The sequence below is a fragment of the Methylobacterium sp. W2 genome, from assembly GCF_020662345.1.
Classification (GTDB): Bacteria; Pseudomonadota; Alphaproteobacteria; order Rhizobiales; family Beijerinckiaceae; genus Methylobacterium.
On sequence record NZ_VMOA01000003.1, the window covers coordinates 123801 to 146241 of the forward strand.

General features: G+C 68.6%; 23 protein-coding genes and 1 riboswitch. Of the genes, 16 read left to right on the top strand and 7 right to left on the bottom strand.

Translation table 11 applies throughout. From position 1 onward, the window contains the following. Window positions 1-6 precede the first annotated feature (6 nt). The 6 genes from ilvN to ilvC all read left to right on the top strand — a co-directional run bounded on the left by ilvN (window position 7) and on the right by ilvC (window position 3671). Window positions 7-549 (top strand): acetolactate synthase small subunit, encoded by a 543-nt coding sequence (ilvN, locus tag FPV16_RS02735; RefSeq protein WP_227435904.1) that lies wholly within the window; start codon window positions 7-9, stop codon window positions 547-549. Window positions 550-646: 97 nt separating this feature from the next. Then, window positions 647-886 (top strand): MazF family transcriptional regulator, encoded by a 240-nt coding sequence (locus FPV16_RS02740; RefSeq protein ID WP_227435905.1) that lies wholly within the window; start codon window positions 647-649, stop codon window positions 884-886. Next, complete coding sequence (locus FPV16_RS02745) at window positions 870-1253, top strand: type II toxin-antitoxin system PemK/MazF family toxin (RefSeq protein ID WP_227435906.1); 384 nt, start codon at window positions 870-872, stop codon at window positions 1251-1253. Before FPV16_RS02740 ends, FPV16_RS02745 begins: the two co-directional genes overlap by 17 nt. After that, on the top strand, window positions 1250-1888 hold the full coding sequence (locus FPV16_RS02750; RefSeq protein WP_227435907.1) for a glutathione S-transferase family protein: 639 nt from the start codon (window positions 1250-1252) through the stop codon (window positions 1886-1888). Before FPV16_RS02745 ends, FPV16_RS02750 begins: the two co-directional genes overlap by 4 nt. A 91-nt stretch (window positions 1889-1979) precedes the next feature. Continuing rightward, complete coding sequence (locus tag FPV16_RS02755; protein WP_227435908.1) at window positions 1980-2624, top strand: TetR/AcrR family transcriptional regulator; 645 nt, start codon at window positions 1980-1982, stop codon at window positions 2622-2624. A 27-nt stretch (window positions 2625-2651) separates the two neighbouring features. Beyond that, window positions 2652-3671: a ketol-acid reductoisomerase gene (ilvC, locus tag FPV16_RS02760; protein WP_027172993.1), complete on the top strand. Its 1020-nt coding sequence runs from the start codon at window positions 2652-2654 to the stop codon at window positions 3669-3671. Between the two features lie 199 nt (window positions 3672-3870). Here ilvC and FPV16_RS02765 read toward each other — a convergent pair whose 3' ends face one another. Both FPV16_RS02765 and FPV16_RS02770 read right to left on the bottom strand, forming a co-directional pair. Continuing rightward, a complete protein-coding gene (locus FPV16_RS02765; protein ID WP_227435910.1) occupies window positions 3871-4170 on the bottom strand; it encodes a helix-turn-helix domain-containing protein in 300 nt (99 codons plus the stop codon). A 62-nt stretch (window positions 4171-4232) separates the two neighbouring features. Continuing rightward, entirely contained in the window at window positions 4233-4589 is a 357-nt protein-coding gene (locus tag FPV16_RS02770; protein ID WP_227435911.1) for a type II toxin-antitoxin system RelE/ParE family toxin, read from the bottom strand. 198 nt (window positions 4590-4787) lie between these two features. Here FPV16_RS02770 and FPV16_RS02775 point away from each other — a divergent pair, with 198 nt between their 5' ends. Further along, entirely contained in the window at window positions 4788-5441 is a 654-nt protein-coding gene (locus FPV16_RS02775) for a pyridoxamine 5'-phosphate oxidase family protein (protein WP_018044186.1), read from the top strand. 146 nt (window positions 5442-5587) lie between these two features. On the opposite strand, the gene tam is transcribed toward FPV16_RS02775, so the two are convergent. From tam to FPV16_RS02790, 3 genes are all read right to left on the bottom strand, one after another. Next, window positions 5588-6370: a trans-aconitate 2-methyltransferase gene (gene tam / locus FPV16_RS02780; RefSeq protein WP_227435914.1), complete on the bottom strand. Its 783-nt coding sequence runs from the start codon at window positions 6368-6370 to the stop codon at window positions 5588-5590. A 100-nt stretch (window positions 6371-6470) separates the two neighbouring features. Further along, on the bottom strand, window positions 6471-7541 hold the full coding sequence (gene trpS / locus FPV16_RS02785) for a tryptophan--tRNA ligase (protein WP_227435915.1): 1071 nt from the start codon (window positions 7539-7541) through the stop codon (window positions 6471-6473). Window positions 7542-7654: 113 nt separating this feature from the next. After that, window positions 7655-8428 (bottom strand): endonuclease III domain-containing protein, encoded by a 774-nt coding sequence (locus tag FPV16_RS02790; RefSeq protein ID WP_227435916.1) that lies wholly within the window; start codon window positions 8426-8428, stop codon window positions 7655-7657. A 244-nt stretch (window positions 8429-8672) separates the two neighbouring features. Continuing rightward, window positions 8673-8779: riboswitch (glycine riboswitch) on the top strand. Window positions 8780-8829: 50 nt separating this feature from the next. On the opposite strand from FPV16_RS02790, the gene gcvT reads away from it, so the two are divergent. The 6 genes from gcvT (at window position 8830) to FPV16_RS02820 (ending at window position 16672) form a co-directional block, all read left to right on the top strand. Beyond that, window positions 8830-9960, top strand: coding sequence for a glycine cleavage system aminomethyltransferase GcvT (gcvT, locus tag FPV16_RS02795; protein WP_227435917.1), 1131 nt, complete (start codon window positions 8830-8832; stop codon window positions 9958-9960). Between the two features lie 51 nt (window positions 9961-10011). Beyond that, window positions 10012-10374, top strand: a complete 363-nt coding sequence (gcvH, locus tag FPV16_RS02800) for a glycine cleavage system protein GcvH (protein WP_227435918.1) — start codon at window positions 10012-10014, stop codon at window positions 10372-10374. Between the two features lie 174 nt (window positions 10375-10548). Continuing rightward, the gene (gene gcvP, locus FPV16_RS02805) at window positions 10549-13395 is read left to right on the top strand and encodes an aminomethyl-transferring glycine dehydrogenase (RefSeq protein ID WP_227435919.1); all 2847 of its coding nucleotides are present in this window, start codon (window positions 10549-10551) and stop codon (window positions 13393-13395) included. A gap of 305 nt (window positions 13396-13700) precedes the next feature. After that, the gene (locus tag FPV16_RS02810; protein ID WP_413629152.1) at window positions 13701-14231 is read left to right on the top strand and encodes a glyoxalase superfamily protein; all 531 of its coding nucleotides are present in this window, start codon (window positions 13701-13703) and stop codon (window positions 14229-14231) included. 97 nt (window positions 14232-14328) lie between these two features. Beyond that, the gene (locus FPV16_RS02815) at window positions 14329-14841 is read left to right on the top strand and encodes a methylated-DNA--[protein]-cysteine S-methyltransferase (RefSeq protein WP_227435921.1); all 513 of its coding nucleotides are present in this window, start codon (window positions 14329-14331) and stop codon (window positions 14839-14841) included. A gap of 172 nt (window positions 14842-15013) precedes the next feature. After that, window positions 15014-16672, top strand: a complete 1659-nt coding sequence (locus FPV16_RS02820) for a cyclic peptide export ABC transporter (RefSeq protein WP_227435922.1) — start codon at window positions 15014-15016, stop codon at window positions 16670-16672. Between the two features lie 26 nt (window positions 16673-16698). Here the strand turns inward: FPV16_RS02820 and FPV16_RS02825 are convergent, their stop codons facing one another. Further along, window positions 16699-17409: a GyrI-like domain-containing protein gene (locus tag FPV16_RS02825; RefSeq protein ID WP_413629153.1), complete on the bottom strand. Its 711-nt coding sequence runs from the start codon at window positions 17407-17409 to the stop codon at window positions 16699-16701. 243 nt (window positions 17410-17652) lie between these two features. Here FPV16_RS02825 and dapF point away from each other — a divergent pair, with 243 nt between their 5' ends. Together dapF and mtaB are read left to right on the top strand one after the other, a co-directional pair. After that, window positions 17653-18540 (top strand): diaminopimelate epimerase, encoded by an 888-nt coding sequence (gene dapF, locus FPV16_RS02830; protein WP_227435924.1) that lies wholly within the window; start codon window positions 17653-17655, stop codon window positions 18538-18540. Continuing rightward, the gene (gene mtaB, locus FPV16_RS02835) at window positions 18541-19785 is read left to right on the top strand and encodes a tRNA (N(6)-L-threonylcarbamoyladenosine(37)-C(2))-methylthiotransferase MtaB (RefSeq protein ID WP_227435926.1); all 1245 of its coding nucleotides are present in this window, start codon (window positions 18541-18543) and stop codon (window positions 19783-19785) included. A 379-nt stretch (window positions 19786-20164) separates the two neighbouring features. On the opposite strand, the gene FPV16_RS02840 is transcribed toward mtaB, so the two are convergent. Next, window positions 20165-20869 carry an RluA family pseudouridine synthase gene (locus tag FPV16_RS02840; protein ID WP_227435929.1) on the bottom strand — a complete coding sequence of 235 codons (705 nt, stop codon included), beginning with the start codon at window positions 20867-20869 and terminating at the stop codon, window positions 20165-20167. Window positions 20870-20931: 62 nt separating this feature from the next. Between FPV16_RS02840 and ftsY the strand changes: the two genes are divergently transcribed. Then, window positions 20932-22323 carry a signal recognition particle-docking protein FtsY gene (gene ftsY, locus FPV16_RS02845; protein ID WP_227435932.1) on the top strand — a complete coding sequence of 464 codons (1392 nt, stop codon included), beginning with the start codon at window positions 20932-20934 and terminating at the stop codon, window positions 22321-22323. Window positions 22324-22441: the final 118 nt, after the last annotated feature.

A 22441-nucleotide genomic window follows, 5' to 3' on the forward strand; every position in this document is an offset into this window, starting at 1 on the left:
GACGACATGAACGCCATGAACACGCACTACCCCGATGCCGGTCGGGTCGAGCCCATCAACCGGCACACCCTCGCGGTCATCGTCGACAACGAGCCCGGCGTCCTCGCGCGGATCGCCGGGATGTTCTCGGGACGCGGCTACAACATCGAGAGCCTGACGGTGTCGGAGACCGAGGTGGCGCGCCACATCTCGCGCATCACCATCGTCACCACCGGCACCGACGCCGTGATCCAGCAGATCAAGGCACAGCTCGACCGGCTCGTGCCGGTCCACCGGGTCGTCGACCTCACCCTCCAGGGCAAGGCCCTCGAGCGTGAGCTCTGCCTGGTGAAGGTGGCGGGTACCGGCGAGCACCGCACCGAATCGCTGACCCTCGCCGCCGCCTTCGGCGCCAAGACCCTCGACGCGACCCTGAACTCCTTCGTGTTCGAGGTCACCGGCACCACCGAGGAGATCGACCGCTTCATCGGCCTGATGACGGTGATCGGCCTCGTGGAGATCTCCCGCACGGGAATCGCGGCCATGGGACGTGGCTCGGAGGCGATGTGAAGCTTTTTCGCCGACGGTGGTAGAGTGCCGGAGATGTGCCGGGGATGATGCGATGAGAGCGAGGCTGGAACGGAGTGGGGAGGATTTCGTCCTCTCAGTGACCCGAGAGGACCTGCGGAAGCTCGGTCTCGTCGAGGGGCAGGAAGTGGACATCGATCCGGTGCCTGCTCCCCTCACGCCTCCGCCCGCCCGCCGTTTCGTCAACGGGTTCCCCGTCTTCACGATGGCAGAGATGGCTGCGGAGATGAGAAGACTCGGGCCTGATTTCGAGCCTCCGACCGTCGATTGGGGACCGGATGTCGGTTCCGAGATCATCAACGATGACGATCCCCACTGATCGACCGCATGAGCCGGGTGACCTGATCCTCGTCGATCTCGACCCCGTTCTCGGAACCGAGCAACGCGGAAAGCGACTGGTCCTCATCATCTCGACCCTGGAGATGAACACACTGACCCGGCGGATCATCATCTGCCCGGTCACCCGCAATCGAGATCCCTGGCCGACGCAAGTCTTTTTGCCGGAGGGGTTGGGCGTCAACGGGGCAGTCCTCTCCGATCAGGTCCGCTCGATCGACCGCAAAGCGCGCATCCTCCGCTCCCTCGGGACAGTCCCCGATCCCATACTCGCGGAAGTCCGCGCGAAGGTGGCAGCATTGATCGGCTTGCAATTCGGCAGTGCGACCGAGGAAAGCTCAGCTCCATGACCACCCTCTACTACGCCCCCGGCGCCTGTTCCCTCGCCTCTCACATCGCCCTCGAGGAGACGGGCGCGCCCTACGAGACCGTGCGGCTCGACCTCGCCAAGGGCGACCAGCGGGCGGCCGAATACCTCGCCGTCAACGAGCGCGGTCGCGTGCCGGCGCTGGTCGAGGCCGAGTGGGTGCTCACCGAGAACACCGCGATCCTGCGCCACATCGCACGCACGCACCCGCAGGCCCGGCTCTGGCCCGAGGCGCCGCGCGATCAGGCGCGGGTCGACGAATGGCTGGGCTGGCTCTCCACCGGCCATCACATCGCCTACGCGCATATCCGCCGGGCCGAGCGCTACACGGGCGACGAAACGGCCTATCCAGGCATCCAGGCCAAGGGGGCGGAGACCTGCGGCGACCTCTTCACCATGACCGAGGTCAAGCTGTCCAATGGCGGATGGGCCGTCGGCGAGGCCTACAGCGTCGCCGATCCCTACCTACTGCTGTTCTGGACCTGGGGCCGCGGCCCGGCACTCGGCTTCGACATGGCGGAGCGCTTCCCGGCCTGGACGCGCCACGCCCGCGCCATGGCAGAGCGTCCGGCCGTGCGGGCGGTCTTCGCCCGCGAGGGACTGACCCTGCCCGAATAAGCTTCGGACCAGGGTGCCCCCTCTTGTCCGACGAGCCGAATCGGCCTACGAGGCCGCGTACCGTACGGTACGGTACTGGTTTTTGGGACGCATGACCGCGACGGCCCCACGCGACGAGACGGTGCATGAGGCGCCCTCGGCCCGCCAGCAGGCGGTGCTCGATGCCGTGCTCGCGCTCCTCGTCGAGGAGGGCGACCAGCTCACCATGGACGCGGTGGCGCGCCGGGCGAGCTGCTCGAAGGAAACCCTGTACAAATGGTTCGGGGACCGGGACGGTCTCCTCACCGCCACGGTGCGTTGGCAGGCCTCGCGGGTCCATGCGGGACGCGAGGCCGTCGGCGCCCTCGACGCGGCGACCCTGCGCGAGCGCCTGCTCGACTTCGCCGTGACCTGGCTCGACGTCATCGCGGGCCGCACCTCGGTGGTGCTGAACCGCATCGCCATCGCGCATGCCGGCTCGCGCAAGGGCAACCTCGGCGCCATCGTGCTGGCCAACGGGCGCCTCGCCATCGGCGGGCGGGTCAAGCCCGTGCTGGAGGCGGGCCGTACGGCCGGGCTCCTCGCCTTCGAGGACAGCGAGACCGCCTTCCGGACCTTCTTCGGTCTGGTCGGGCGCGACATCCAGATCCGACTTCTCCTCGGCGACGCGCTCGACCTCGACGCCGCCGAGATCCGACGCGACGCGGCCCGCGCCGTCGACCAGTTCCTGGCCCTCTACGGCCAGGCCCGACCCTGACACCCCACGCAAAGAGGACATTCAACCATGCGGGTCTATTACGATCGTGACGCCGACCTCAACCTGATCAAGGGCAAGAAGGTCGTCATCGTCGGCTACGGCAGCCAGGGCCATGCCCACGCCCTCAACCTGCGCGATTCCGGCGTGAAGGGCATCGTCATCGCCCTGCGCGAGGGCTCGGCCACCGCCAAGAAGGCGGAGCACGAGGGCTTCACGGTGATGAACGTCGCCGACGCCGCCAAGCAGGCCGACGTCGTTATGATGCTCACCCCGGACGAGCTGCAGGGCGACATCTACAAGGAGTCGCTCGAGCCGAACATGAAGCAGGGCGCCGCCCTCCTGTTCGCCCACGGCCTCAACGTCCACTTCAACCTGATCGAGCCCCGCAAGGATCTCGACGTGCTCATGGTCGCCCCCAAGGGCCCCGGCCACACCGTGCGCGGCGAGTACCTCAAGGGCGGCGGCGTGCCGACCCTGATCGCCATCGCGCAGGACGCGTCCGGCAACGCCCACGACCTCGGCCTGTCCTACGCCTCGGCCAATGGCGGCGGCCGCGCCGGCATCATCGAGACCACCTTCAAGGAAGAGTGCGAGACCGACCTGTTCGGTGAGCAGGCCGTGCTCTGCGGCGGCCTCGTCGAGCTGATCAAGGCCGGCTTCGAGACCCTGGTCGAGGGCGGCTACGCTCCCGAGATGGCCTATTTTGAGTGTCTCCACGAGGTGAAGCTCATCGTCGACCTCATCTACGAGGGCGGCATCGCCAACATGAACTACTCGATCTCGAACACCGCCGAGTACGGTGAATACGTCACCGGCCCGCGCATCGTCACGAGCGAGACCAAGGCCGAGATGAAGCGCGTGCTGGACGACATCCAGTCGGGCAAGTTCACCCGCGACTGGATGCTGGAGAACAAGGTCGGCCAGACCTCGTTCAAGGCCACCCGCGCCAAGCTCGCCCGTCACCCGATCGAGGAAGTCGGCGCCAAGCTCCGTGGCATGATGCCGTGGATCTCCGAGAAGGCCCTGGTGGACAAGTCCAAGAACTGATTTTTCGTGATCGGCGGCCGGGCTTCGCTCGGCTGCCCCATCGCGGATGAAGCCGGCGTCGTGCGAGCGATGGCGGCTTTTTCGTGCGCGACCAGGCAAGGAGAGACATCTGGAGAGATGCCTCTCCTTGCCTGCATCTCGATCGTACGAAGGCCGCCGTCTCCCGAACCAGTAGGGAAGAGCGGCGATCTTTCTGCCGTCATGGCACCTGACCGAGCGTCTCCTCGACGAGGCGAGGGTTCTTGTCGAGGAGGGCCAGGAGTACGCGCGCCGGCCCTTGGGGCTGCCGACGTCGATGCTCCCATTGCCGGAGAGTGGCGACGGGCACGCCGATGCTCGCGGCGAAGGCCGGCTGTGCCTTGCCGGTCCGCTTGCGGATCCCAGCGACATCGACCGTCTCGGGAACGTGAACGACGAGACCGGCCGGCATCCCTCCCTGGGCGTGTTCCTCGGCTTCCCGCAGAGCGGAGAGGGTCCGCTCGAAAATATCCCTGCCCATGGTCGACCTTGCTCCTGTGAGAGGGCGATGCCCTGGTTGTCGTATGGTCGTATGGATGCGCGTCACCGTCCGCGCTTCTGCCAATGCGCCTTGATGGAAGCCGTCAGCCGGGCCAGTTGCTGGACTTCCGCCGGCGAGAAATTCTCCCGGTCTCCCTTGCTCAGAACCGCCAGGAGGTAGACCGGTGCATCGGGTCCGACATAGGCGGCGAGAACGCGATAGCCGCCGCTCTTGCCCTTGCCCCGTCCGGCGACGCGCACCTTACGGATACCACCCGAGCCGACGATGAGATCACCCGCCTCCGGGTTCACGGCGAGCATGTCCTTGAGTGCCGTCCGAGTTGCGGCCGGCATGCGCTCGGCATCCGCATCCCTGACGAACTCGGAGGTTTCCGCGACCGTATGCAGGGGCGAGGGCATGCCGATCGTCTAAGCCATTACCGTCCATACGTCAACGACACATGGTATCAGTGTTCATGAGCGATCCGGCCCGACAGTCGGTGGTTCGGCATGGAAGGGGGAGAGACGGGCACCTCCCTGTTGTACTCTCAGGAAAATCCGGCGATCATACCGGCAACGGCAGCCCATCTGAGAGCGGCCGAAGGTTGGAGGACACCCATGGCTTCGCTCTATTACGACGAGCATCGCGCGCTTCAGGAAGAGTACAACACCGTCAAGCTCGCCGAGCGTCTCGATACCGGCTGGGTTCATGACGAGATCGGTCCCGACGAGGCGGCCTTCATCGGCAGCCGCGACATGTTCTTCCTGTCCACGGTCGATCCCGACGGCATGCCCACCGTGTCCTACAAGGGCGGCAGCACCGGCTTCGTGAAGGTGCTCGACGCCAACACGCTGGTCTTCCCCGGCCTCGACGGGAACGGCATGTGGTACTCGATGGGCAACATCGAGGGTCAGTCCAAGGTCGGACTGCTGTTCATCGATTTCGAGACCCCGCACCGGGTCCGCGTCCAGGGCCACGCCCGGATGCTGCGCGACGATCCGCTGATGGCCGAATACACCGAGGCCAAGTACCTCGTGAAGATCGAGGTGACGAAAGCCTGGGTCAACTGCCCGCGCTACATCCACAAGTACCAGAAGGTGTCCCAGAACAAGTACGTGCCGCGCCCCGACAAGGAGACGCCGCTCGCCCTGTGGAAGCGCCTCGACATGGTCGGCGACGTGATCTCGGACGAGGACAAGGCACGGGTCGAGAAGGAAGGCCAGCTCGCCCTGCCGGAATACGAGGCTCGCGTGGCGCGCGGCGAGAGCTGAAGCCCGGCCGACCACCGTCCCGGCCATCGCATCCGGGGCGGTGCACTAAGCAGGTTCGCGTGGCAAGCCAACGCTTCACCTCGCTTAGGCCCGTGAAGTATCGCAGGTTTAGGACGCAAAACCGGCGACCACTTTTGCGAACCTGCTTAGTCCACCCGGCGGGCGACGATGAAGACCCGCGGGAAGGCGAGGAGGCGTCGCCCCCCGGCACGGGGCGGATAAGCGGCATCAATCGCCGTCGCATAGGCGGCGAGGAACGCGGCCGTGTCCTCGGGGTCCAGCGGGTCGAGGAAGGGCCGGAGCCCGGTGGCCCTGACCCACTCGACGATGGCGGCGGCATCCGCCATCGGGTGGTGGTAGGCGGTGCGCCAGACATCCACCTCGGCGGCGAGCGGCGCCAGCAGGTCGTAATAGCCGGCCGGATCCAGCATCCGCCCGAGCCGCCCAGCCACGGCCGGGTCGCCGATGGCCCCGGCCCAGGGATCGGCACCGGCGACTTCGCGCATCAGGCGGTGCGAGGGCTCGGCAAGGTTGTCGGGCATCTGCACGGCGAGCACGCCGCCGGGTGCCAGAAGGCCGAGGAGCCGAGGCAGGAGCACCGGATGGTCGGGCAGCCATTGCAGCACGGCATTGGCGTAGATCAGGTCAGGCGCCCGCTCGGGGATCCAGGTCGCCGCATCGGCCAGCGCGAAGGCAAGGCCGGGCAAGCGACTGCGCGCACGCTCCAGCATCGCCGGCGAGGTGTCGAGGCCGATCACCTCCGCCTTGGGAAAGCGCGCGGCGATGAGCGCGGTGGAATTGCCGGGCCCGCAGCCGAGATCGTAGACAAGGCGTGGGGCTTCGAGAGGCACACGGGCCAAGAGCTCGGCCGCCGGACGGGTGCGCTCGTCCTCGAAGCGGGTGTAGAGGGCGGGGTTCCAATCGGCCATCGTGGGTTTCCCCTATCGCGGGGGACCGGCGAATGATCGCCCCGGCGTCCTATCAGTCATCGTCGATCCGCACGCGTCTCGCCGACGCGCGCGGGGTCCCTCACGATACCGTCCGCAACCGCGGCCCGCGGCGGACGAAGCCGACGATGTCCTTGACCGCGTCGAGGGTGGGAGCCGCGATGGCCTCGGCCCGCTCGGAGCCGTCGGCGAGGACGGAATCGATGTAGTCGGTGTCGGCCACGAGGCGCTTCATCTCGGAGGCGATCGGCGCCAGGGTCTCCACGGCGAGTTCCACGAGCGCGCCCTTGAAGGCGGAGAACTGGGCGCCGCCGTAATCGGCCAGCACCTCGTCCCGCGTCACCCCCTTCAACGCCGCGAAGATTCCCACGAGGTTGTCGGCCTCGGGCCGGCCGGCGAGGCCCGCCGCCTCGGAGGGCAGGGGCTCCGGATCGGTCTTGGCCTTGCGTACCTTGTTGGCGATGGCATCCGCCTCGTCGGTGAGGTTGATGCGCGAATTGTCGGACGGATCCGATTTCGACATCTTCTTGGTGCCGTCGCGCAGGCTCATGACGCGGGCGGCCGGCCCGCCGATCAGCGGCTCGGTCAGGGGAAAGAAACCCTCGCCGGAATCGTGCCCATGAGCGGAGATCGACTCGGAAAAATCGTTGTTGAACTTCTGAGCGATGTCGCGGGTGAGTTCGAGGTGCTGCTTCTGGTCCTCGCCCACCGGAACGTGGGTGGCGCGGTAGGCCAGGATGTCGGCGGCCATCAGCACCGGATAGGCGTAGAGCCCGATCGAGGCGTTCTCCCGGTCCTTGCCGGCCTTGTCCTTGAACTGGGTCATGCGGTTGAGCCAGCCGAGGCGGGCGACGCAGTTGAAGATCCAGGCGAGCTCGGCATGGGCCGCGACCTGGCTCTGGTTGAAGACGATGCTGCGCTTCGGGTCGATGCCGGCGGCGAGGAAAGCGGCCGTGACTTCACGGATCTGTCCCTTCAGCGCGGCCGGATCCTGCCACAGGGTGATCGCGTGCATGTCGACGACGCAGTAGAGGCACTGCGCGTCGCGCTCCTGCATCTCCACGAAGCGCTTGATGGCGCCGAGATAATTGCCGAGATGCAGGTTGCCCGTGGGCTGGACGCCCGAGAACACGAGCTCTGTGAACGCGGTCATCGCGCGTGGTTCCTATGGAGCGAGGCGGCAGGCGCAGGCAAACGTTTGCGGATTGCTTGAATTCACGCAAACGCGCAAACGAGAACGCGTTCTGGACGGGTCACCAAGGACGGTCAAGGTTCACGCACGGAAGACCGCTGCGACTGCCCGGTCGGGCAGATGTCCAGCAGCACGCACCTCCCGCAAGCCGGATTGCGGTGGTGGCACACGGCCTGCCCGTGCAGCATCAGGATCTCGTGGTTGTCGTAGAGATCCTGGGCGCTCCAGTCCGACGGCAACTGGGCCCGCAGAATCGGGTGCGAGGGGCCGACATCGACCGTGGCGCCGATGAGGCCGGTGCGCTGGGCCACCCGATGATGGTGGCTGTCCACCGGCAGAGCGGGCATCCGCAGCAGGCTGAACGAGAGCACCGCCGCGCTGGTCTTCGGCCCCACTCCGGGAATCGCCTCGAGCCAGGCGCGGGCCGCCTCCACCTCCATGCCCCTCAGAAAATCGAGGGAGAGGGAGCCGTGACGCTCGGCCACCGCCGCCAGGATGGCGCGGATGCGGGGCGCCTTCAGTTCCGGCCAGGTCACGCCGGAAATCGTCGCCTCGATCTCCTCCACCGGCGCCCCCGCGACCTCGGCCCAGTCCGGGTATCGCGCCCGCAGCGCCTTGAAGGCGCGGCCGGAATCGGCGTTCCGGGTGCGGTGGGAGAGCAGCGAGGAGACGAGTTCGCTGAGTGGGTCGAGGCTGTGGAAGTAGGGGATCGGGCAGCCATAGACCGGGCAGAGCCGGCGGTGGATCTCCAGCGCCTTGTCGCTGAGGCTCGCGTCGGCGAGGTCAGCGGAGCGTCTGGTCTGCCGGGGGCGGGGGCCGGCGAGGTCGTGCCCGGATGCGATGGCCATGACAGGCGAATCCCCGACGAGTCCCGGCGGTTCCGCCGGACCCGAACCCTGCCGGGTGCGACACAGAATCGTGCCTTTGAAACCCGCGGCCTTGCGCCACGCCTGCCGCCATGACAGGTTCGGCCCGTCAGCGAATGACGATGCGGGAGAGCCCAGATAGGTCTTGGACTTGCAGGACTTGGACTTGTCATGGCGCCGACGGAGCAACCACCCCCGGAAACTCTCAGGCACAATCACCGCTTCGTTTTGACAATCTGGAGAGAGGCGCCTTCGCGGGCGTCCACCGAAGGAGAAATCCCGCCCTCGCTGGGTCGGGAGAAGCTCTCAGGTAACCGTGACAGATGGGGGTAGCCGGGTCGCTCGATCGAGTGTCCGGACGCGTTCTGTCATGGGATGACCAGATGCCGCTCGACGCTTCCAGCACGCCGCTCCACGTGCTCCACCTGCGCCACGGCGCCCGCATGGTGCCCTTCGCGGGCTACGCCCTGCCGCTGCATTATCCGGCCGGCCTGATCGCCGAACATCTCCATACCCGCAAGGCGGCGGGGCTGTTCGACGTCTCGCATATGGGCCAGATCCGGCTGAGGCCGGGTCCGGGCGGCATGGCCGACCTCGCCCGTGCCCTCGAAACCCTCCTCCCCATCGACGTGCTGGGGCTAGCGCCCGGCCGGCAGCGCTACGGCTTCCTCACCGGTGAGACCGGCGGCATCCTCGACGACCTCATGGTCGCGCGCCTCGAGGACAGCCTGATCCTCGTCGTCAACGCCGCCAACAAACTCGCCGACGAGGCCTATCTCCGCGCCCATCTCACCGGCCTGTGCGAGATCGCGGTGCTGCCCCGCGCGCTCCTCGCCCTGCAGGGGCCGCGGGCGGAGAACGCCCTGGCGCGGCTCGCCCCCGAGACCGCCGCCATGCGCTTCCTCGACGTTCGGGTCGTCGACATCTTCGGGGCTTCCGCCATCGTCAGCCGCTCGGGCTATACCGGCGAGGACGGGTTCGAGATCTCGCTGCCCGAGGATTCGGCGGATGCCGTCGCCGAAGCGTTGCTGCAGGACGAGGACGTGGAGCCGGTGGGCCTCGGCGCCCGCGATTCCCTGCGCCTGGAAGCCGGCCTGTGCCTGCACGGTTCCGATATCGACCCGGCCACCAGCCCGGTGGAAGCCGGCCTGACCTGGGCGATCCAGCCGGTCCGCCGGACAAGCGGGGCGCGGGCGGGCGGGTTTCCCGGCGCCGCGCGCATCCTCGGCGAGATCGCCGACGGACCCGCAGTAAGGCGCGTCGGGCTGCTGCCCGAAGGCCCGACCCCGGTACGGGGAGGGGCCGCGCTCTTTGCCGAGGAAGCCGGCGCGAGCATCGGCCGCGTCACCTCCGGCGGCTTCAGCCCCGTCCTCAAGGCGCCCATCGCCATGGGCTACGTTCCCGCCGCCCTGGCGGCGCCGGGCACCCGCCTCTTCGCGGAAGTGCGCGGCCGGCGGCTGCCGGTCTCGGTCGTGGCCCTTCCCTTCGTGCCGGCGCGCTTCAAGCGCAGCTGACGCCCGGATTCCGGCCGACTTCCCTCACACCACCTCTTCACGGAGCGAACCATGCTGAAATTCACGGACGAGCACGAGTGGCTGGCCATCGACGGCGATGTGGCCACCATCGGCATCACCACCCACGCGGCGGAGCAGCTCGGAGACCTCGTCTTCGTCGAACTGCCCAAGGTCGGCGCCAGGCTGGTGAAGGGTGAGGCGGCGGCGGTGGTGGAATCGGTGAAGGCCGCCTCCGACGTGTTCGCCCCGGTCTCGGGCGAGGTGACGGAGGTCAACGAGGCCGCCGTCGCCGATCCGGCCAGCGTCGGCACCGACCCGCAGGGCGGCGGCTGGCTCTACCGCCTCCGCCTCGACGACGTCGCGGCCCTGGACGGGCTGATGGACGAGGCGGCCTACGCCGAGTTCACGAAGTAGCGCTCAATCCACCCTCCCCCCTCTGCGGGGGAGGGTGCCTGCGGAGCAGGCGGGAGAGGGGGCGACCTCACCGGACAACGCGCTCCCCTCTCCCGACCCGCATTCGCGGGCCACCCTCTCCCGCAGAGGGGAGAGGGACGCGCACAGCCGTCAATTGCACCTCCGAGGCCCATCATGCCCAACGATCGCTACGATCCCTACGATTTCGCCAACCGCCGCCATATCGGCCCGACCGCCGGGGAGATCGAGGCGATGCTCGCCGTGGTCGGCGCGCCGAGCCTTCACGGCCTCGTCGACGAGACCCTGCCGGCCGACATCCGCCAGGCGGAGCGCATCGATTTCGGGGTCTCCCTTACCGAGCGCCGGGTGCTGGAGCATATGCGCGGCATCGCCGATAAGAACCGGCTCCTCGTCTCGCTCATCGGCCAGGGCTATCACGGCACCACGATGCCGCCGGTAATCCAGCGCAACATCTTCGAGAACCCGGCCTGGTACACGGCCTATTCGCCCTACCAGCCCGAAATCAGCCAGGGCCGGCTCGAGGCGCTGCTGAACTTCCAGACCCTGGTCTGCGACCTCACCGGGCTCGACATCGCCAATGCCTCGCTCCTCGACGAGGCCACGGCGGCGGCGGAGGCCATGGGCATGGCCTCGCGCATCGCCGGCAACGGCAAGTCCGCCTTCTTCGTCGACAGTGACTGCCTGCCCCAGACCATCGCCGTGCTGAAGACCCGCGCCGCGCCGCTGGGCTGGGAGATCGTCGTCGGCGATCCCGCCACCGACCTCGATCCCGCGCAGGTCTTCGGCGCGATTCTCCAGTATCCCGGCACCTGCGGCGCCATCCACGATTTTTCGGAGGTCATCGCCCGCCTGCACGAGGCCGGAGCCGTGGCGGTGATGGCCGCCGACCCCCTGGCTTTGACCCTGCTGAAGCCGCCGGGCGAGATGGGCGCCGACATCGCCATCGGCTCGATGCAGCGCTACGGCGTGCCCATGGGCTATGGCGGCCCGCACGCGGCCTACCTCTCCACCCGCGACGCGCACAAGCGCACCCTGCCGGGCCGCCTCGTCGGCGTCTCCGTCGATGCGAGAGGAAACCGCGCCTATCGTCTCGCCCTGCAGACCCGCGAGCAGCATATCCGCCGCGAGAAGGCGACCTCGAACATCTGCACCGCGCAGGTGCTGCTGGCGGTCATCGCCGGGATGTACGCGGTGTTCCACGGCCCGCGCGGGCTGAAGGCCATCGCCGCGCGGGTCCATCGCGACGCGGTGCGCCTCGCCGAAGGCCTTGAAACCCTCGGATTCGCCGTGGAGTCGAAAGGCTTCTTCGACACGATCACCGTCAAGGTCGGCGCCTTCCAGGGGCTGATCCTGCAGAACGCGGTGAAGAACGGCATCAACCTGCGGAAGGTGGGCGCCGACCGCATCGGCATCACCGTCGACGAGCGCACCCGGCCCGACATCGTCCAGGCGGTGTGGCGCGCCTTCGGCGGAGAGCATCTCACCTACGACGAGGCCTGGCCGGCGCAGCGCCTGCCGGAGGCGAATCTGCGCAGCTCCGCCTATCTCACCCACCCGATCTTCCACATGAACCGGGCCGAGAGCGAGATGACGCGCTACATGCGCCGCCTCGCGGACCGCGATCTGGCGCTGGACCGGGCGATGATCCCGCTCGGCTCGTGCACGATGAAGCTCAACGCCACCGCCGAGATGCTGCCGATCTCCTGGCCGGAATTCTCGGAGATCCACCCCTTCGTGCCGGCCGATCAGGCCGAGGGCTACCGGGAACTCCTGCGCGACTTCTCCGACAAGCTCTGCGCCATCACCGGCTACGCCGCGATCTCGATGCAGCCGAATTCCGGCGCGCAGGGGGAATATGCCGGCCTGCTCGCCATCCGCGCCTATCACCTGTCGCGGGGGGAGGGGCACCGCAAGGTCTGCCTGATCCCGTCCTCGGCGCACGGCACCAACCCGGCCTCGGCGCAGATGTGCGGCATGAGCGTCGTGGTGGTCGGCGCCGACCAGCACGGCAACATCGACGTGGAGGACTTTTCGAGGAAGGCCGAACTGCATTCGAAAAACCTCGCGGCCTGCATGATCACCTATCCGTCGACCCACGGGGTGTTCGAGGTGCGGGTCCGCGAAATCTGCGACATCGTCCATGCCCATGGCGGACAGGTCTATCTCGACGGGGCCAATCTCAACGCCATGGTGGGCCTCGCCCGCCCCGGCGACATCGGCGCCGATGTCAGCCACCTCAACCTGCACAAGACCTTCTGCATCCCGCATGGCGGCGGCGGCCCCGGCATGGGTCCGATCGGCGTCAAGGCGCATCTGATCCCGTTCCTGCCCTCCGACCCGCGCAGCGGTGAGGAAGGGGCCGTCTCGGCGGCGCCCTACGGCTCGGCCTCGATCCTGCCGATCTCGTGGAGCTACTGCCTGCTCATGGGCGGGCGCGGCCTCACCCAGGCCACCCGCATCGCGATCCTCAACGCCAATTACATCGCCAGCCGCCTGAAGGGTGCCTATCCGGTGCTCTATGCCGGGGCGCAGGGCCGCGTGGCGCATGAATGCATCATCGACGTGCGGCCGTTCCAGAAATCGGCCGGGATCGGCGTCGAGGACATCGCCAAGCGCTTGATCGATTGCGGCTTCCACCCGCCGACCATGTCCTGGCCGGTGGCCGGCACCCTGATGATCGAGCCGACCGAATCCGAGACCAAGGGCGAGATCGACCGGTTCTGCGACGCCATGCTGGCGATCCGCGAGGAGATCCGCGCCATCGAGGAGGGGCGGATGGACCGGGTGGACAACCCGCTGAAACACGCGCCGCACACGGTGGCGGACCTGATCGGCCCGTGGGAGCGGCCCTATTCCCGCGAGGCGGCGTGCTTCCCGTCGGGGAGCCTGCGGATGGACAAGTACTGGCCGCCGATCAACCGCGTCGACAACGCCTACGGCGACCGCAACCTCGTCTGCTCCTGCCCGCCGGTGGACGCCTATAGCGAGGCGGCGGAGTAGGAGGCTTCGGTCGCTCCCGTCCCGACCGGGGCGGGAGCGGGCGAGGCTCGGCACTTCAGTCCGTCGGGGACACGGCGGTTCATCCCTATCGGGCGTGATTGCCACCGCCGACAGGCCGGTTTATCGTGCCCATCAGGCTGACGCTGCCTGCTGCTCGCCCCCGTGAGGGGATGGTGAAAGCGCCGCTCCACGGCCCCCGCATTGCACTCCTTCCCGAGGGCGAATGCGTCAGCAACGCGAGCCCTGACGACGATTTGCCCAAGTCGAGGAAGGCTATGCGTTCTCATCATCTTGAGCCCAAAGTCATGGCCAAGGCCCTGCGCGCCGCTTTGCAGGAGCGCCAGATCGCCATCACCCATGGGGCTGCCCTCGAAATCGTGGCGGCCCAACACGGCGCCGCGAGCTGGAACGTCCTCGCCGCCGAAGACCGCGCGCCTGTCGCAGACGACATACCTGTCGGAGACGGTATGCGCTTCAGCCAAACCTGTCCGATCATGCGGATCTTCGATGAGGGGATCGCCAAGGAATTCTACCTCGACTTTCTCGGCTTCCACTTGGATTGGGAGCATCGCTACGGGGAGAACTTTCCGCTCTACGCTCAGGTCTCGCGGTCCGGGCTGACCCTGCATCTCTCCGGCCATCATGGGGATGCGACCCCTGGCTCGTCGGCCTTCGTGCGGATGCAGGGGGTCGAAGCGTTTCAGCGGGAACTGACGGGCAGGGATTACAAGCACAACAAGCCGGGTCTGAAGGACGAGCCCTATGGCCTCGTGATGACCGTCACCGATCCGTTCAACAACCGGATCCACTTCTGCCAGGACAAGCCGGACGCTTGATCCGGTTGGAGCAGACGTGGTCTGCAACGTCTGCTCCAACCATCGCGGACCACCCGCATGGGGACCGGACGTGAGGGTCTGGCGAGGAGAAGAGGCTATGCCCGACACCCGCTACACGGTCCTCGACACGCCCATCGGCGCGCTGCTTCTCGCGGGAGCGGACGAGCGCCTGCGGTGCATCGGCTTCCCCGCCGGCAAGGGCGCGGTGACACCCCGGGCGGACTGGCACCGGGACGACGCGGCCTTCGCCGAGGCCCGGCGGCAATTGAGTGCCTATTTCGAAGGCCGACTCACCCGGTTCGACCTCGCACGCGATCCGCGCGGAACGCCGTTCCAGCTCGCGGTCTGGGAGGAACTCGCCCGCATCCCGCCGGGCGAGACGATCAGCTACGGCGAACTGGCCAGGCGGATCGGCCGTCCGAGCGCCAGCCGCGCCGTGGGCGCCGCCAACGGCGCCAACCCCCTCCCCATCGTGGTTCCCTGCCATCGCGTCATCGGCGCGGCGGGCAGCCTCACGGGATTTGCCGGCGGCCTCGACACGAAACGGTGGCTGCTCGCCCTGGAGCGCGGGACGGCCCCTACGGTCTCGGCGCAGCTCAGCCTGCTCTGAACCAGGCGCGATGCTTTCAATGTGGGGATGTTGCTATTCTCCACATCCTCACCGCGACGACAAGCCGGCCCGACCGCAGACACGCCCTGCGTGTTTCGAGTTTCGGCCCATCCCGTTCTTGACGTATCCGCCTCCCCAGCGGCCCGGCGACGGGGCCGGGCCGGAGGGATCGATGGCGGGATCGGACAATCGTCTGGGAGGATTGGGCCAGGATGCGATGCGCCTGCTGCGGCCGATCTGGCCGCTCGTGGCCGCCTCCTCGGCGATCGGCGCCCTGAGCGGCCTCGCCACGGCGACGGTCCTGGCCAAGGTCAACACGGCCATCCACGCGGAAGGCGGGCTTTCCGACACGTTCGTTCCAGTCTTCCTCGGCCTCGTCCTCCTCGGCGTGGGCGGGTCCCTCCTCTCCGGGCTCGGCAGCGCCCTGGCGAGCGGGCGCATCAATGCCGGCCTGAACCGGGATCTGGCCGACATGATCCTCACGGCGCCCATCGACCGCATCGAGCAACTCGGCCGCCACAAGGTCCTCGCCTCGCTGAACACGGATGCCGCGACGCTGTCGACGGCGGTCTCGATGCTGTCCGGGCTGATCATCCACAGCGGCGTGACCCTGGGATGCCTCGTCTACATGCTCACCCTGTCGGCCCCGCTCTTTGCCATCACCCTGCTGGTCTTCGGCCTCGGCAGCTACGCGGAGAACGTCCTGCGACGCCGGGCCATGGTGCATTACCGGACGCGCCGCGCCCTCGCCGACACGATGCAGAAGCACTTCCAAAGCCTGACCGAAGGCAGCCGGGAATTGCGGCTCAGCCGGCCGCGCCGGATGCGGATGAGGGACGGGGCCCTGGCCTCCTCCATCGAGGAGCTCCGCCGCAACCGGTTCCGGAGCGACACGCTGCTGGAGTTTTCCTATCTGACGAAGAAGCTGGCTTTGTTCGCCACGATCGCGGCGATCGTGACCTGCAAGGCGACCCTCGGGATCGACAACGCCGTCCTCTCCGGTTTCGTCCTGGTGCTGCTCTATATCGAGCTGCCGGTCAGCTACATCCTCGCCGTCCTGCCCGAGATCGGCCGGGCCCGGATCGCCTACCAGCGCATCGCCGAGTTCTCGGCCGGTCGCAGCGTCTCCGAGCCGAACCTGCTCGCGCCGGAGGACACACAGCTGCCCCGGACCATCGGGGACATCGAACTTCGCGGCGTCAGCCACACCTTCCCGGCGGCGGAGGGCAAGCCAGGCTTCACCCTCGGTCCCATCGACCTCACCGTCCGGCGGGGCGAGATCCTGTTCATCGTCGGCGAGAACGGCTCGGGCAAGACCACCCTCATCAAGCTGATCCTCGGCCTCTACCCGCCCCAGACCGGCACCCTGTTCCTCGACGGCGCACCGGTGACGGACGAGACGCGGGACGCCTACCGCCAGCATTTCTCGGCGGTGTTCTTCGACTACTACCTGTTCGACGATCTCGTCCTGCCCGTCGGGGCGAATCCGGAGGCGGCGGCGAACGCCTATCTCGAGACCCTGGACCTCGCCCACAAGGTGACGATCCGGGACGGGGCCTTCTCCACAATCGACCTCTCGGCCGGGCAGAGGAAGCGCCTCGCCCTGATCCAGGCCTCTCTCGACGGGCGCCCGGTCCTCGTCCTCGACGAATGGGCGGCCGAGCAGGATCCGACCTACCGGCGCCTGTTCTACACCGAATTGCTGCCGGCCCTGCAGCGCGAGGGCCGGACCCTGATCGTCATCAGCCACGACGACCGCTATTTCGATGCCGCCGACCGGGTGATCCACCTGAAGGACGGCGCGATCCTGGAAGCCCCCCGGACGGCCTGAGCGGCAAGGTTTGACCGATCTGCCGCCTATTTCGGCAGGGCGTAGATGTTCACGTCGAGCTTCTCGTCCGCCTTGTCGTTGAGGTCGGTGACGTATTCCTCGATGAACCGGTCCTGGACCACCACGTCCTTGGCGTCGAGATAGGCGGTGAGGGTTTCGTAGGTGCCGTCGATCTCGTCGTAGGAGCCCTTGTGCGGGAAGCGCAGGGCCTTGCCGCTGGGGGTCGTGCCGAAGCGCAGGCCGCCGGTCTCGGCGGGCTTCGGGTCCGGCATGGCGGCGATCGGGATCATCGCCTCGAACTGGAAGCCGTCATCGTCGGTCTTGGCGAAGACCGCGAGCGGCCGGCCGGCGGGGGTGATTCCGTCCTTGGCGAGCGCCTCCTCGATCTTCACGAAGGCGGCCTTCAGCGCCGGCACCGCCTCCTCCCAGCTCGCCCGCCCCGCCAGGATCGCGGCGGGTTTGGGAGGCAGCGAGACCTCGTCCACGTCGTTGGCGTCGCCGGGGGTCTCCACCAGGGTCGGGCGCGAGGGTCCCGGCGTGAGGGCCGGCGCGGCGGGGAGCGCCTGGGTCGGCACCGGACGCGACGGTGCGTCGGGGGCCGGCTTGGCCGGATCCGGCGCCGTCGTCGTCGGCAGGGGATTGGTGGTCGCGGGCGAGGACGGCTCCTGCGCGAGGGCGGAGGACACGGCCAAAGCGGCGGCGAGGCTGACGAGCGGCAATAGACGATGGCGGGTCAAGGCAACGCTCCGGAGATCGCACGCCGCGACGAATCGTACGGCTGAGTCGCGAAGCCCTAAAATAGGGAGGAAGCCGCCCGCCTGCGAGGCACCAACCTGCATCGCGCGCAGGAACGTGACGGGCGCGTCCCTTGTGCAACGCTCCCCCGAGCGGACCCCGCGTGCGCGGCCCGGCGCTTTGTCCTATATGCGGGGGCCGCGCACGCGGGATGCCCCGTTCGGACCACGAAACCAAAGACGATCATGACGAGGCTCGCCAACCGACGGTTCCTGAAGATGCACGGGGCGGGCAACGCCATCGTGGTGCTGGACCTGCGCGGCACGGAGCTGGTCGTGAGCGCGGAAGAGGCCCGCGCCATCGCCGGCCACCCACGCTCGGGCTTCGATCAGCTCATGGTCATCCACGATCCGCGCAAGCCCGGCACGGACGGCTTCATGCGGATCTACAACACCGACGGGTCGGAATCCGGCGCCTGCGGCAACGGTACCCGCTGCGTCGCCTACGCCATGCTCGACGACCCCGCCATGGCGCGGCCGGCCGAGAGCGGCCGCCTCACCCTCGAGACCAAGGCCGGGCTCGTCGGCGTGAAGCGCGAGGCGCAGGCCTCCTTCACCGTCGATATGGGCCGCCCCCGTCTGAAGTGGGACGAGATCCCGCTGGCCGAGCCGTTCCCCGACACGCGGCGGATCGAACTCCAGATCGGCCCGATCGACGCGCCGGTCCTGCATTCGCCGGGGGCGGTGAATATGGGGAACCCCCATGCGGTGTTCTTCATCGATGGCGATCCCGACGGCTACGACCTCGGCCGCTTCGGCCCGATGCTGGAGAACCACCCGATCTTTCCCGAGCGCGCCAACATCTCCCTGGCGCAGGTCACGGGACCGGAGACGATCAAGCTCCGGGTCTGGGAGCGCGGCGCCGGACTGACGCTGGCCTGCGGCACCGCCGCCTGCGCCACCCTGGTGGCGGCCGCGCGCCTGCGCATGATCGGCCGCCACGCCACCGTGAGCCTGCCCGGCGGCGACCTCGTTATCGAGTGGCGCGCCGACGACCACGTGCTGATGACCGGCCCCGTGGCCCTCGAATGGGAGGGGTTCCTGCCCGCCGAACTCTTCGCGCGGGTGGACTGAGTGGCGGTGGAGACCCTGACCTTCGGCTGCCGCCTCAACACGGTGGAATCCGAAGTGATGCGCCGCCATGCCGAGGCGGCGGGGACCGGCGGCGACCTCGTCCTCATCAACACCTGCGCCGTCACGGCGGAGGCCGGGCGGCAGGCCCGCAAGGCGATCCGCCGGCTCGCCCGCGAGCGGCCGGGGGCCGAGATCGTCGTCACCGGCTGCGGCGCGCAGGTGGAGACGCGAGCCTATTCGGCGATGCCGGAAGTGGCGCGGATCGTCGGCAACGATGCCAAGACCAGGGCTGAGACCTGGATGCCCGCCGCGCATCCGAGGGCGCGCGACGCCATCGACGACATCATGGCGGTGCGCGAGGCCGCGCCGACGCGGATCGCCTCGGTGGCCGGGCATACCCGCGCCTTCGTCCCGGTGCAGAACGGCTGCGATCATCGCTGCACCTTCTGCATCATCCCCTTCGGCCGGGGAAACTCGCGTTCGGTGGCCCTGGACGATGCGGTCGATCAGGTCCGCCGCATCGTCGACCATGGCGGCCGCGAGGTCGTGCTCACCGGCGTCGACCTCACCGCCTACGGCCGGGATTGTTCGGAGCCATCGAGCCTGGGGCGGCTGGTCCAGGCCATCCTGCGCCACGTGCCGGACCTCGCGCGCCTGCGCCTCTCCTCCATCGATTCCATCGAGGCCGACGCGGCGCTGATGGAGGCGATTGCCGGCGAGCCACGGCTGATGCCGCATCTCCACCTCTCGCTCCAGGCCGGCGACGACCTGATCCTGAAGCGGATGAAGCGCCGGCACGGCCGCGACGACGCGATCCGGTTCTGCGAGTCCGTGCGGCGTCTTCGCCCGGACGCCGTCTTCGGCGCCGACCTGATCGCCGGTTTTCCCACCGAGACCGAGGAGCAATTCACCCGCTCCCTCGATCTCGTGGCCGAATGCGGCCTGACCCATCTCCACGTGTTTCCCTATTCGCCCCGCCCCGGCACGCCGGCCGCGCGCATGCCGCCGGTCGCCGGAGACGTGATCCGCGAGCGCGCCGCCCGTCTCCGTGAGGCGGGCGCGGCGGCGCTGACGCGACACCTCGCGGGAGAGGTCGGCCGGACGCACCGCGTGCTCACCGAGCGCGGCGGAATGGGGCGCACCGAAGGGTTCACGCCGGTCCGGCTCGGAGCGGAGTGGCCGGCGGGCGAGCTGCGCGACGTGACGATCGCGGGCCATGACGGCCGTGTGCTGATCGCGGCCTAGGAATCCGGCCGCGACGGCGCATAGGCCGAACGATGAGCGGCGCGCATCCCCTCTCCCCGCACGCGGGGAGAGGGCCGCGACGACCCCGTCGTCGACGCGGCGAGGCGGCAGCCGACGGTGAGGGGGCTCGTCCGGAACAGCCTCTTCCGGATGCGCCCCCTCACCGTCGCTCCGCTCATCGCAGGCACGGCAAGGTGCCTGCGATCCTCTCCCCACAAGCGGGGAGAGGAGAACGCGCACCACCGTCAGCGACCTTTCACATCCGCCTCTTGGCATTGGGCCGTCAAAACGCATCGGAGAAACGCGGTCTAATGCAGCAACCTCACCCAAAAGCGTTGAGATTGCTGCAAAAGACCGGAGAAATGGAACGCTACGCGTCTCACACGCCACCCCGATACCCACACATCTCCATCCGTCCCCGCATATGCCCCGGCGCCGGCGCCTCGACCACGATCGGCGGCTTCTTCGGATAGAGCGGCAGGGTCAGCGAGCGGGCGTGGAGGTGCAGCCCCGGCCCACCCGCACGCGGCGCGGTGCCGTAGATCGGATCGCCGAGGATGGGCCAGCCCATGGCCGCGCAATGGACGCGCAGCTGGTGCGTGCGGCCGGTGATCGGGCTGAGGGCGAGCCAGGCGAGGCTCCGGTCCGGCGAACGGCCAAGGACGCGCCATGTGGTCAGCGACGGGTCTCCGGCCGGGTCCGCCTTCATCCACCACGAGCGCGGGTCGTCCGAGCGGCGGGCGAGGGGGAGGTCGATGCGGCCCTCGTCCTCGGCGGGACCGCCCTCGACGATGGCCCAGTAGGTCTTCCCCACGGTACCGCTCGCGGCGAACAGCTTGTTCAGGCGGGCCAGGGCCTTGGCGTGACGGCCCAGGGCCAGGCACCCCGACGTGTCGCGGTCGAGCCGATGGGCGGCCTCGGGACGACGCGGCAGGCCGAAGCGCAAGGCATCGAGATGATCGGTCAGGGTCTCGCCGCCCTTGGGGCCCGGATGGACGGGTAACCCCGCCGGCTTGTCGATGACGAGGACAAGGGCATCGCGGTAGAGGAGGCGCGCGCCTATGTCTGTTATGGGCTGATCCACGGGAACATCGGCTGAAGGCATCGCCCTGCGCTACTGATGCGGGGTCGGGGGAGCAAGTGGGAATGAGCGAAGACAAGAGGCCGGGCTGGTTGCTGCGGCGGATGTTCGGAAAGAAGGAGGAGGCCTGGCCGCCCGAGCCGGTGCCGGTCCAGCCGCCCGATCCCAAGCCTGATCCGAAGCCGGAGCGGACGCCCGAAACGCCGATCGCGCCGGCATCGCCTCCCATCGCGTCCCCCGCCTCGGCCTCCGAAGGCCAGCCCGATTTCGCCACGGGCGCCGACGACGTCTCGGCCATCCCGCTCCCTCCCAGCGAACCCGCTCCCGCCGACCCGGATAAGAACGCGACGCCCGACGAGATCGAGGGCGCGGACCTCCAGCCCATCGAGGGCGCCGACGAACGCCCGCCCGCAGGCACCGCGGGAGACGATCCCGCGCGCGGCGCGGAGCAGGCCGACACCACGACGGTCGCCTTCGCGCCGAAGCCCGCCCCCGTCCCCGAGCCCGTGCCGGAGCCGAAGCCGACTGCCGAAAAGCGCGGCTGGTGGAGCCGCCTCACCGGGGGCATGAAGCGCACCTCCTCGGCCCTGTCCGAGCGGGTGACCGGCCTGTTCACCAAGCGCAAGCTCGACGCGGACACCCTGGAGGAACTGGAAGACGCCCTGATCCAGGCCGATTTCGGCATCGACACCGCCATGCGGATCTCGGAGGCCGTGGGCAAGGGCCGCTACGAAAAAGGAATCTCCCCCGACGAGGTCCGGGCGATCCTGGCCGCCGAGGTGGAGCGGGCGCTGACCCCCGTCGCCATCCCCCTCACCATCGACACGACGAAGAAGCCGTTCGTGATCCTGATGATCGGCGTCAACGGCGCGGGCAAGACCACTACCATCGGCAAGCTCGCCCTGAAGCTGAAGGGGGAGGGCCACAGCCTGATGCTCGCGGCCGGCGACACGTTCCGCGCCGCGGCCATCGAGCAGCTCAAGGTCTGGGGCACGCGCACCGGGGTTCCGGTGGTGGCGGGCGTCCAAGGGGCGGATGCCGCCGGCCTCGCCTTCGAGGCCTTTCAGCGGGCCAGGACCGAGGGCACCGACGTGCTCCTGATCGACACCGCCGGCCGGCTCCAGAACAAGACGGGGCTGATGGCGGAGCTCGAGAAGATCCTGCGCGTCATCCGCAAGATCGACGCCGAGGCGCCCCATGCCGTCCTCCTCGTCCTCGACGCCACCGTGGGCCAGAACGCCCTGAGCCAGGTCGAGCTGTTCTCGAAGGCCGCCAACGTCACCGGCCTCGTCATGACCAAGCTCGACGGAACCGCACGGGGCGGCATCCTCGTGGCGCTGGCGGCGAAGTTCGGCCTGCCGGTGCACTTCATCGGCGTCGGCGAAGGCGTCGAGGATCTCGAACCCTTCGCCGCGCGGGATTTCGCGCGGGCCATCGCGGGGTTGGAGGAGGAGTAGGAACGGATCGATGTCTGCCGGCCGGAGAAGCCTCCAAAGCTAGGAAAGCCGGGGCGACTATTCTACATCCAGCCTCCCACCCGGCGCCGCGTCGTGTTCCGGCGCGTCGAAGCACGAG

What these genes read in the sequence shown, in the direction of transcription:
- gcvT (WP_227435917.1), top strand. Translation starts at nt 8,830, where the DNA reads ATGCCGCTCGACGCTTCCAGCACGCCGCTCCACGTGCTCCACCTGCGC.
- trpS (WP_227435915.1), bottom strand. Translation starts at nt 7,541, where the DNA reads ATGACCGCGTTCACAGAGCTCGTGTTCTCGGGCGTCCAGCCCACGGGC.
- FPV16_RS02810 (WP_413629152.1), top strand. Translation starts at nt 13,701, where the DNA reads ATGGCCAAGGCCCTGCGCGCCGCTTTGCAGGAGCGCCAGATCGCCATC.
- FPV16_RS02790 (WP_227435916.1), bottom strand. Translation starts at nt 8,428, where the DNA reads ATGGCCATCGCATCCGGGCACGACCTCGCCGGCCCCCGCCCCCGGCAG.
- tam (WP_227435914.1), bottom strand. Translation starts at nt 6,370, where the DNA reads ATGGCCGATTGGAACCCCGCCCTCTACACCCGCTTCGAGGACGAGCGC.
- gcvP (WP_227435919.1), top strand. Translation starts at nt 10,549, where the DNA reads ATGCCCAACGATCGCTACGATCCCTACGATTTCGCCAACCGCCGCCAT.
- dapF (WP_227435924.1), top strand. Translation starts at nt 17,653, where the DNA reads ATGACGAGGCTCGCCAACCGACGGTTCCTGAAGATGCACGGGGCGGGC.
- FPV16_RS02775 (WP_018044186.1), top strand. Translation starts at nt 4,788, where the DNA reads ATGGCTTCGCTCTATTACGACGAGCATCGCGCGCTTCAGGAAGAGTAC.
- FPV16_RS02765 (WP_227435910.1), bottom strand. Translation starts at nt 4,170, where the DNA reads ATGGGCAGGGATATTTTCGAGCGGACCCTCTCCGCTCTGCGGGAAGCC.
- ftsY (WP_227435932.1), top strand. Translation starts at nt 20,932, where the DNA reads ATGAGCGAAGACAAGAGGCCGGGCTGGTTGCTGCGGCGGATGTTCGGA.
- FPV16_RS02750 (WP_227435907.1), top strand. Translation starts at nt 1,250, where the DNA reads ATGACCACCCTCTACTACGCCCCCGGCGCCTGTTCCCTCGCCTCTCAC.
- ilvN (WP_227435904.1), top strand. Translation starts at nt 7, where the DNA reads ATGAACGCCATGAACACGCACTACCCCGATGCCGGTCGGGTCGAGCCC.
- gcvH (WP_227435918.1), top strand. Translation starts at nt 10,012, where the DNA reads ATGCTGAAATTCACGGACGAGCACGAGTGGCTGGCCATCGACGGCGAT.
- FPV16_RS02770 (WP_227435911.1), bottom strand. Translation starts at nt 4,589, where the DNA reads ATGCCCTCGCCCCTGCATACGGTCGCGGAAACCTCCGAGTTCGTCAGG.
- ilvC (WP_027172993.1), top strand. Translation starts at nt 2,652, where the DNA reads ATGCGGGTCTATTACGATCGTGACGCCGACCTCAACCTGATCAAGGGC.
- FPV16_RS02755 (WP_227435908.1), top strand. Translation starts at nt 1,980, where the DNA reads ATGACCGCGACGGCCCCACGCGACGAGACGGTGCATGAGGCGCCCTCG.
- FPV16_RS02745 (WP_227435906.1), top strand. Translation starts at nt 870, where the DNA reads ATGACGATCCCCACTGATCGACCGCATGAGCCGGGTGACCTGATCCTC.
- FPV16_RS02815 (WP_227435921.1), top strand. Translation starts at nt 14,329, where the DNA reads ATGCCCGACACCCGCTACACGGTCCTCGACACGCCCATCGGCGCGCTG.
- FPV16_RS02820 (WP_227435922.1), top strand. Translation starts at nt 15,014, where the DNA reads ATGGCGGGATCGGACAATCGTCTGGGAGGATTGGGCCAGGATGCGATG.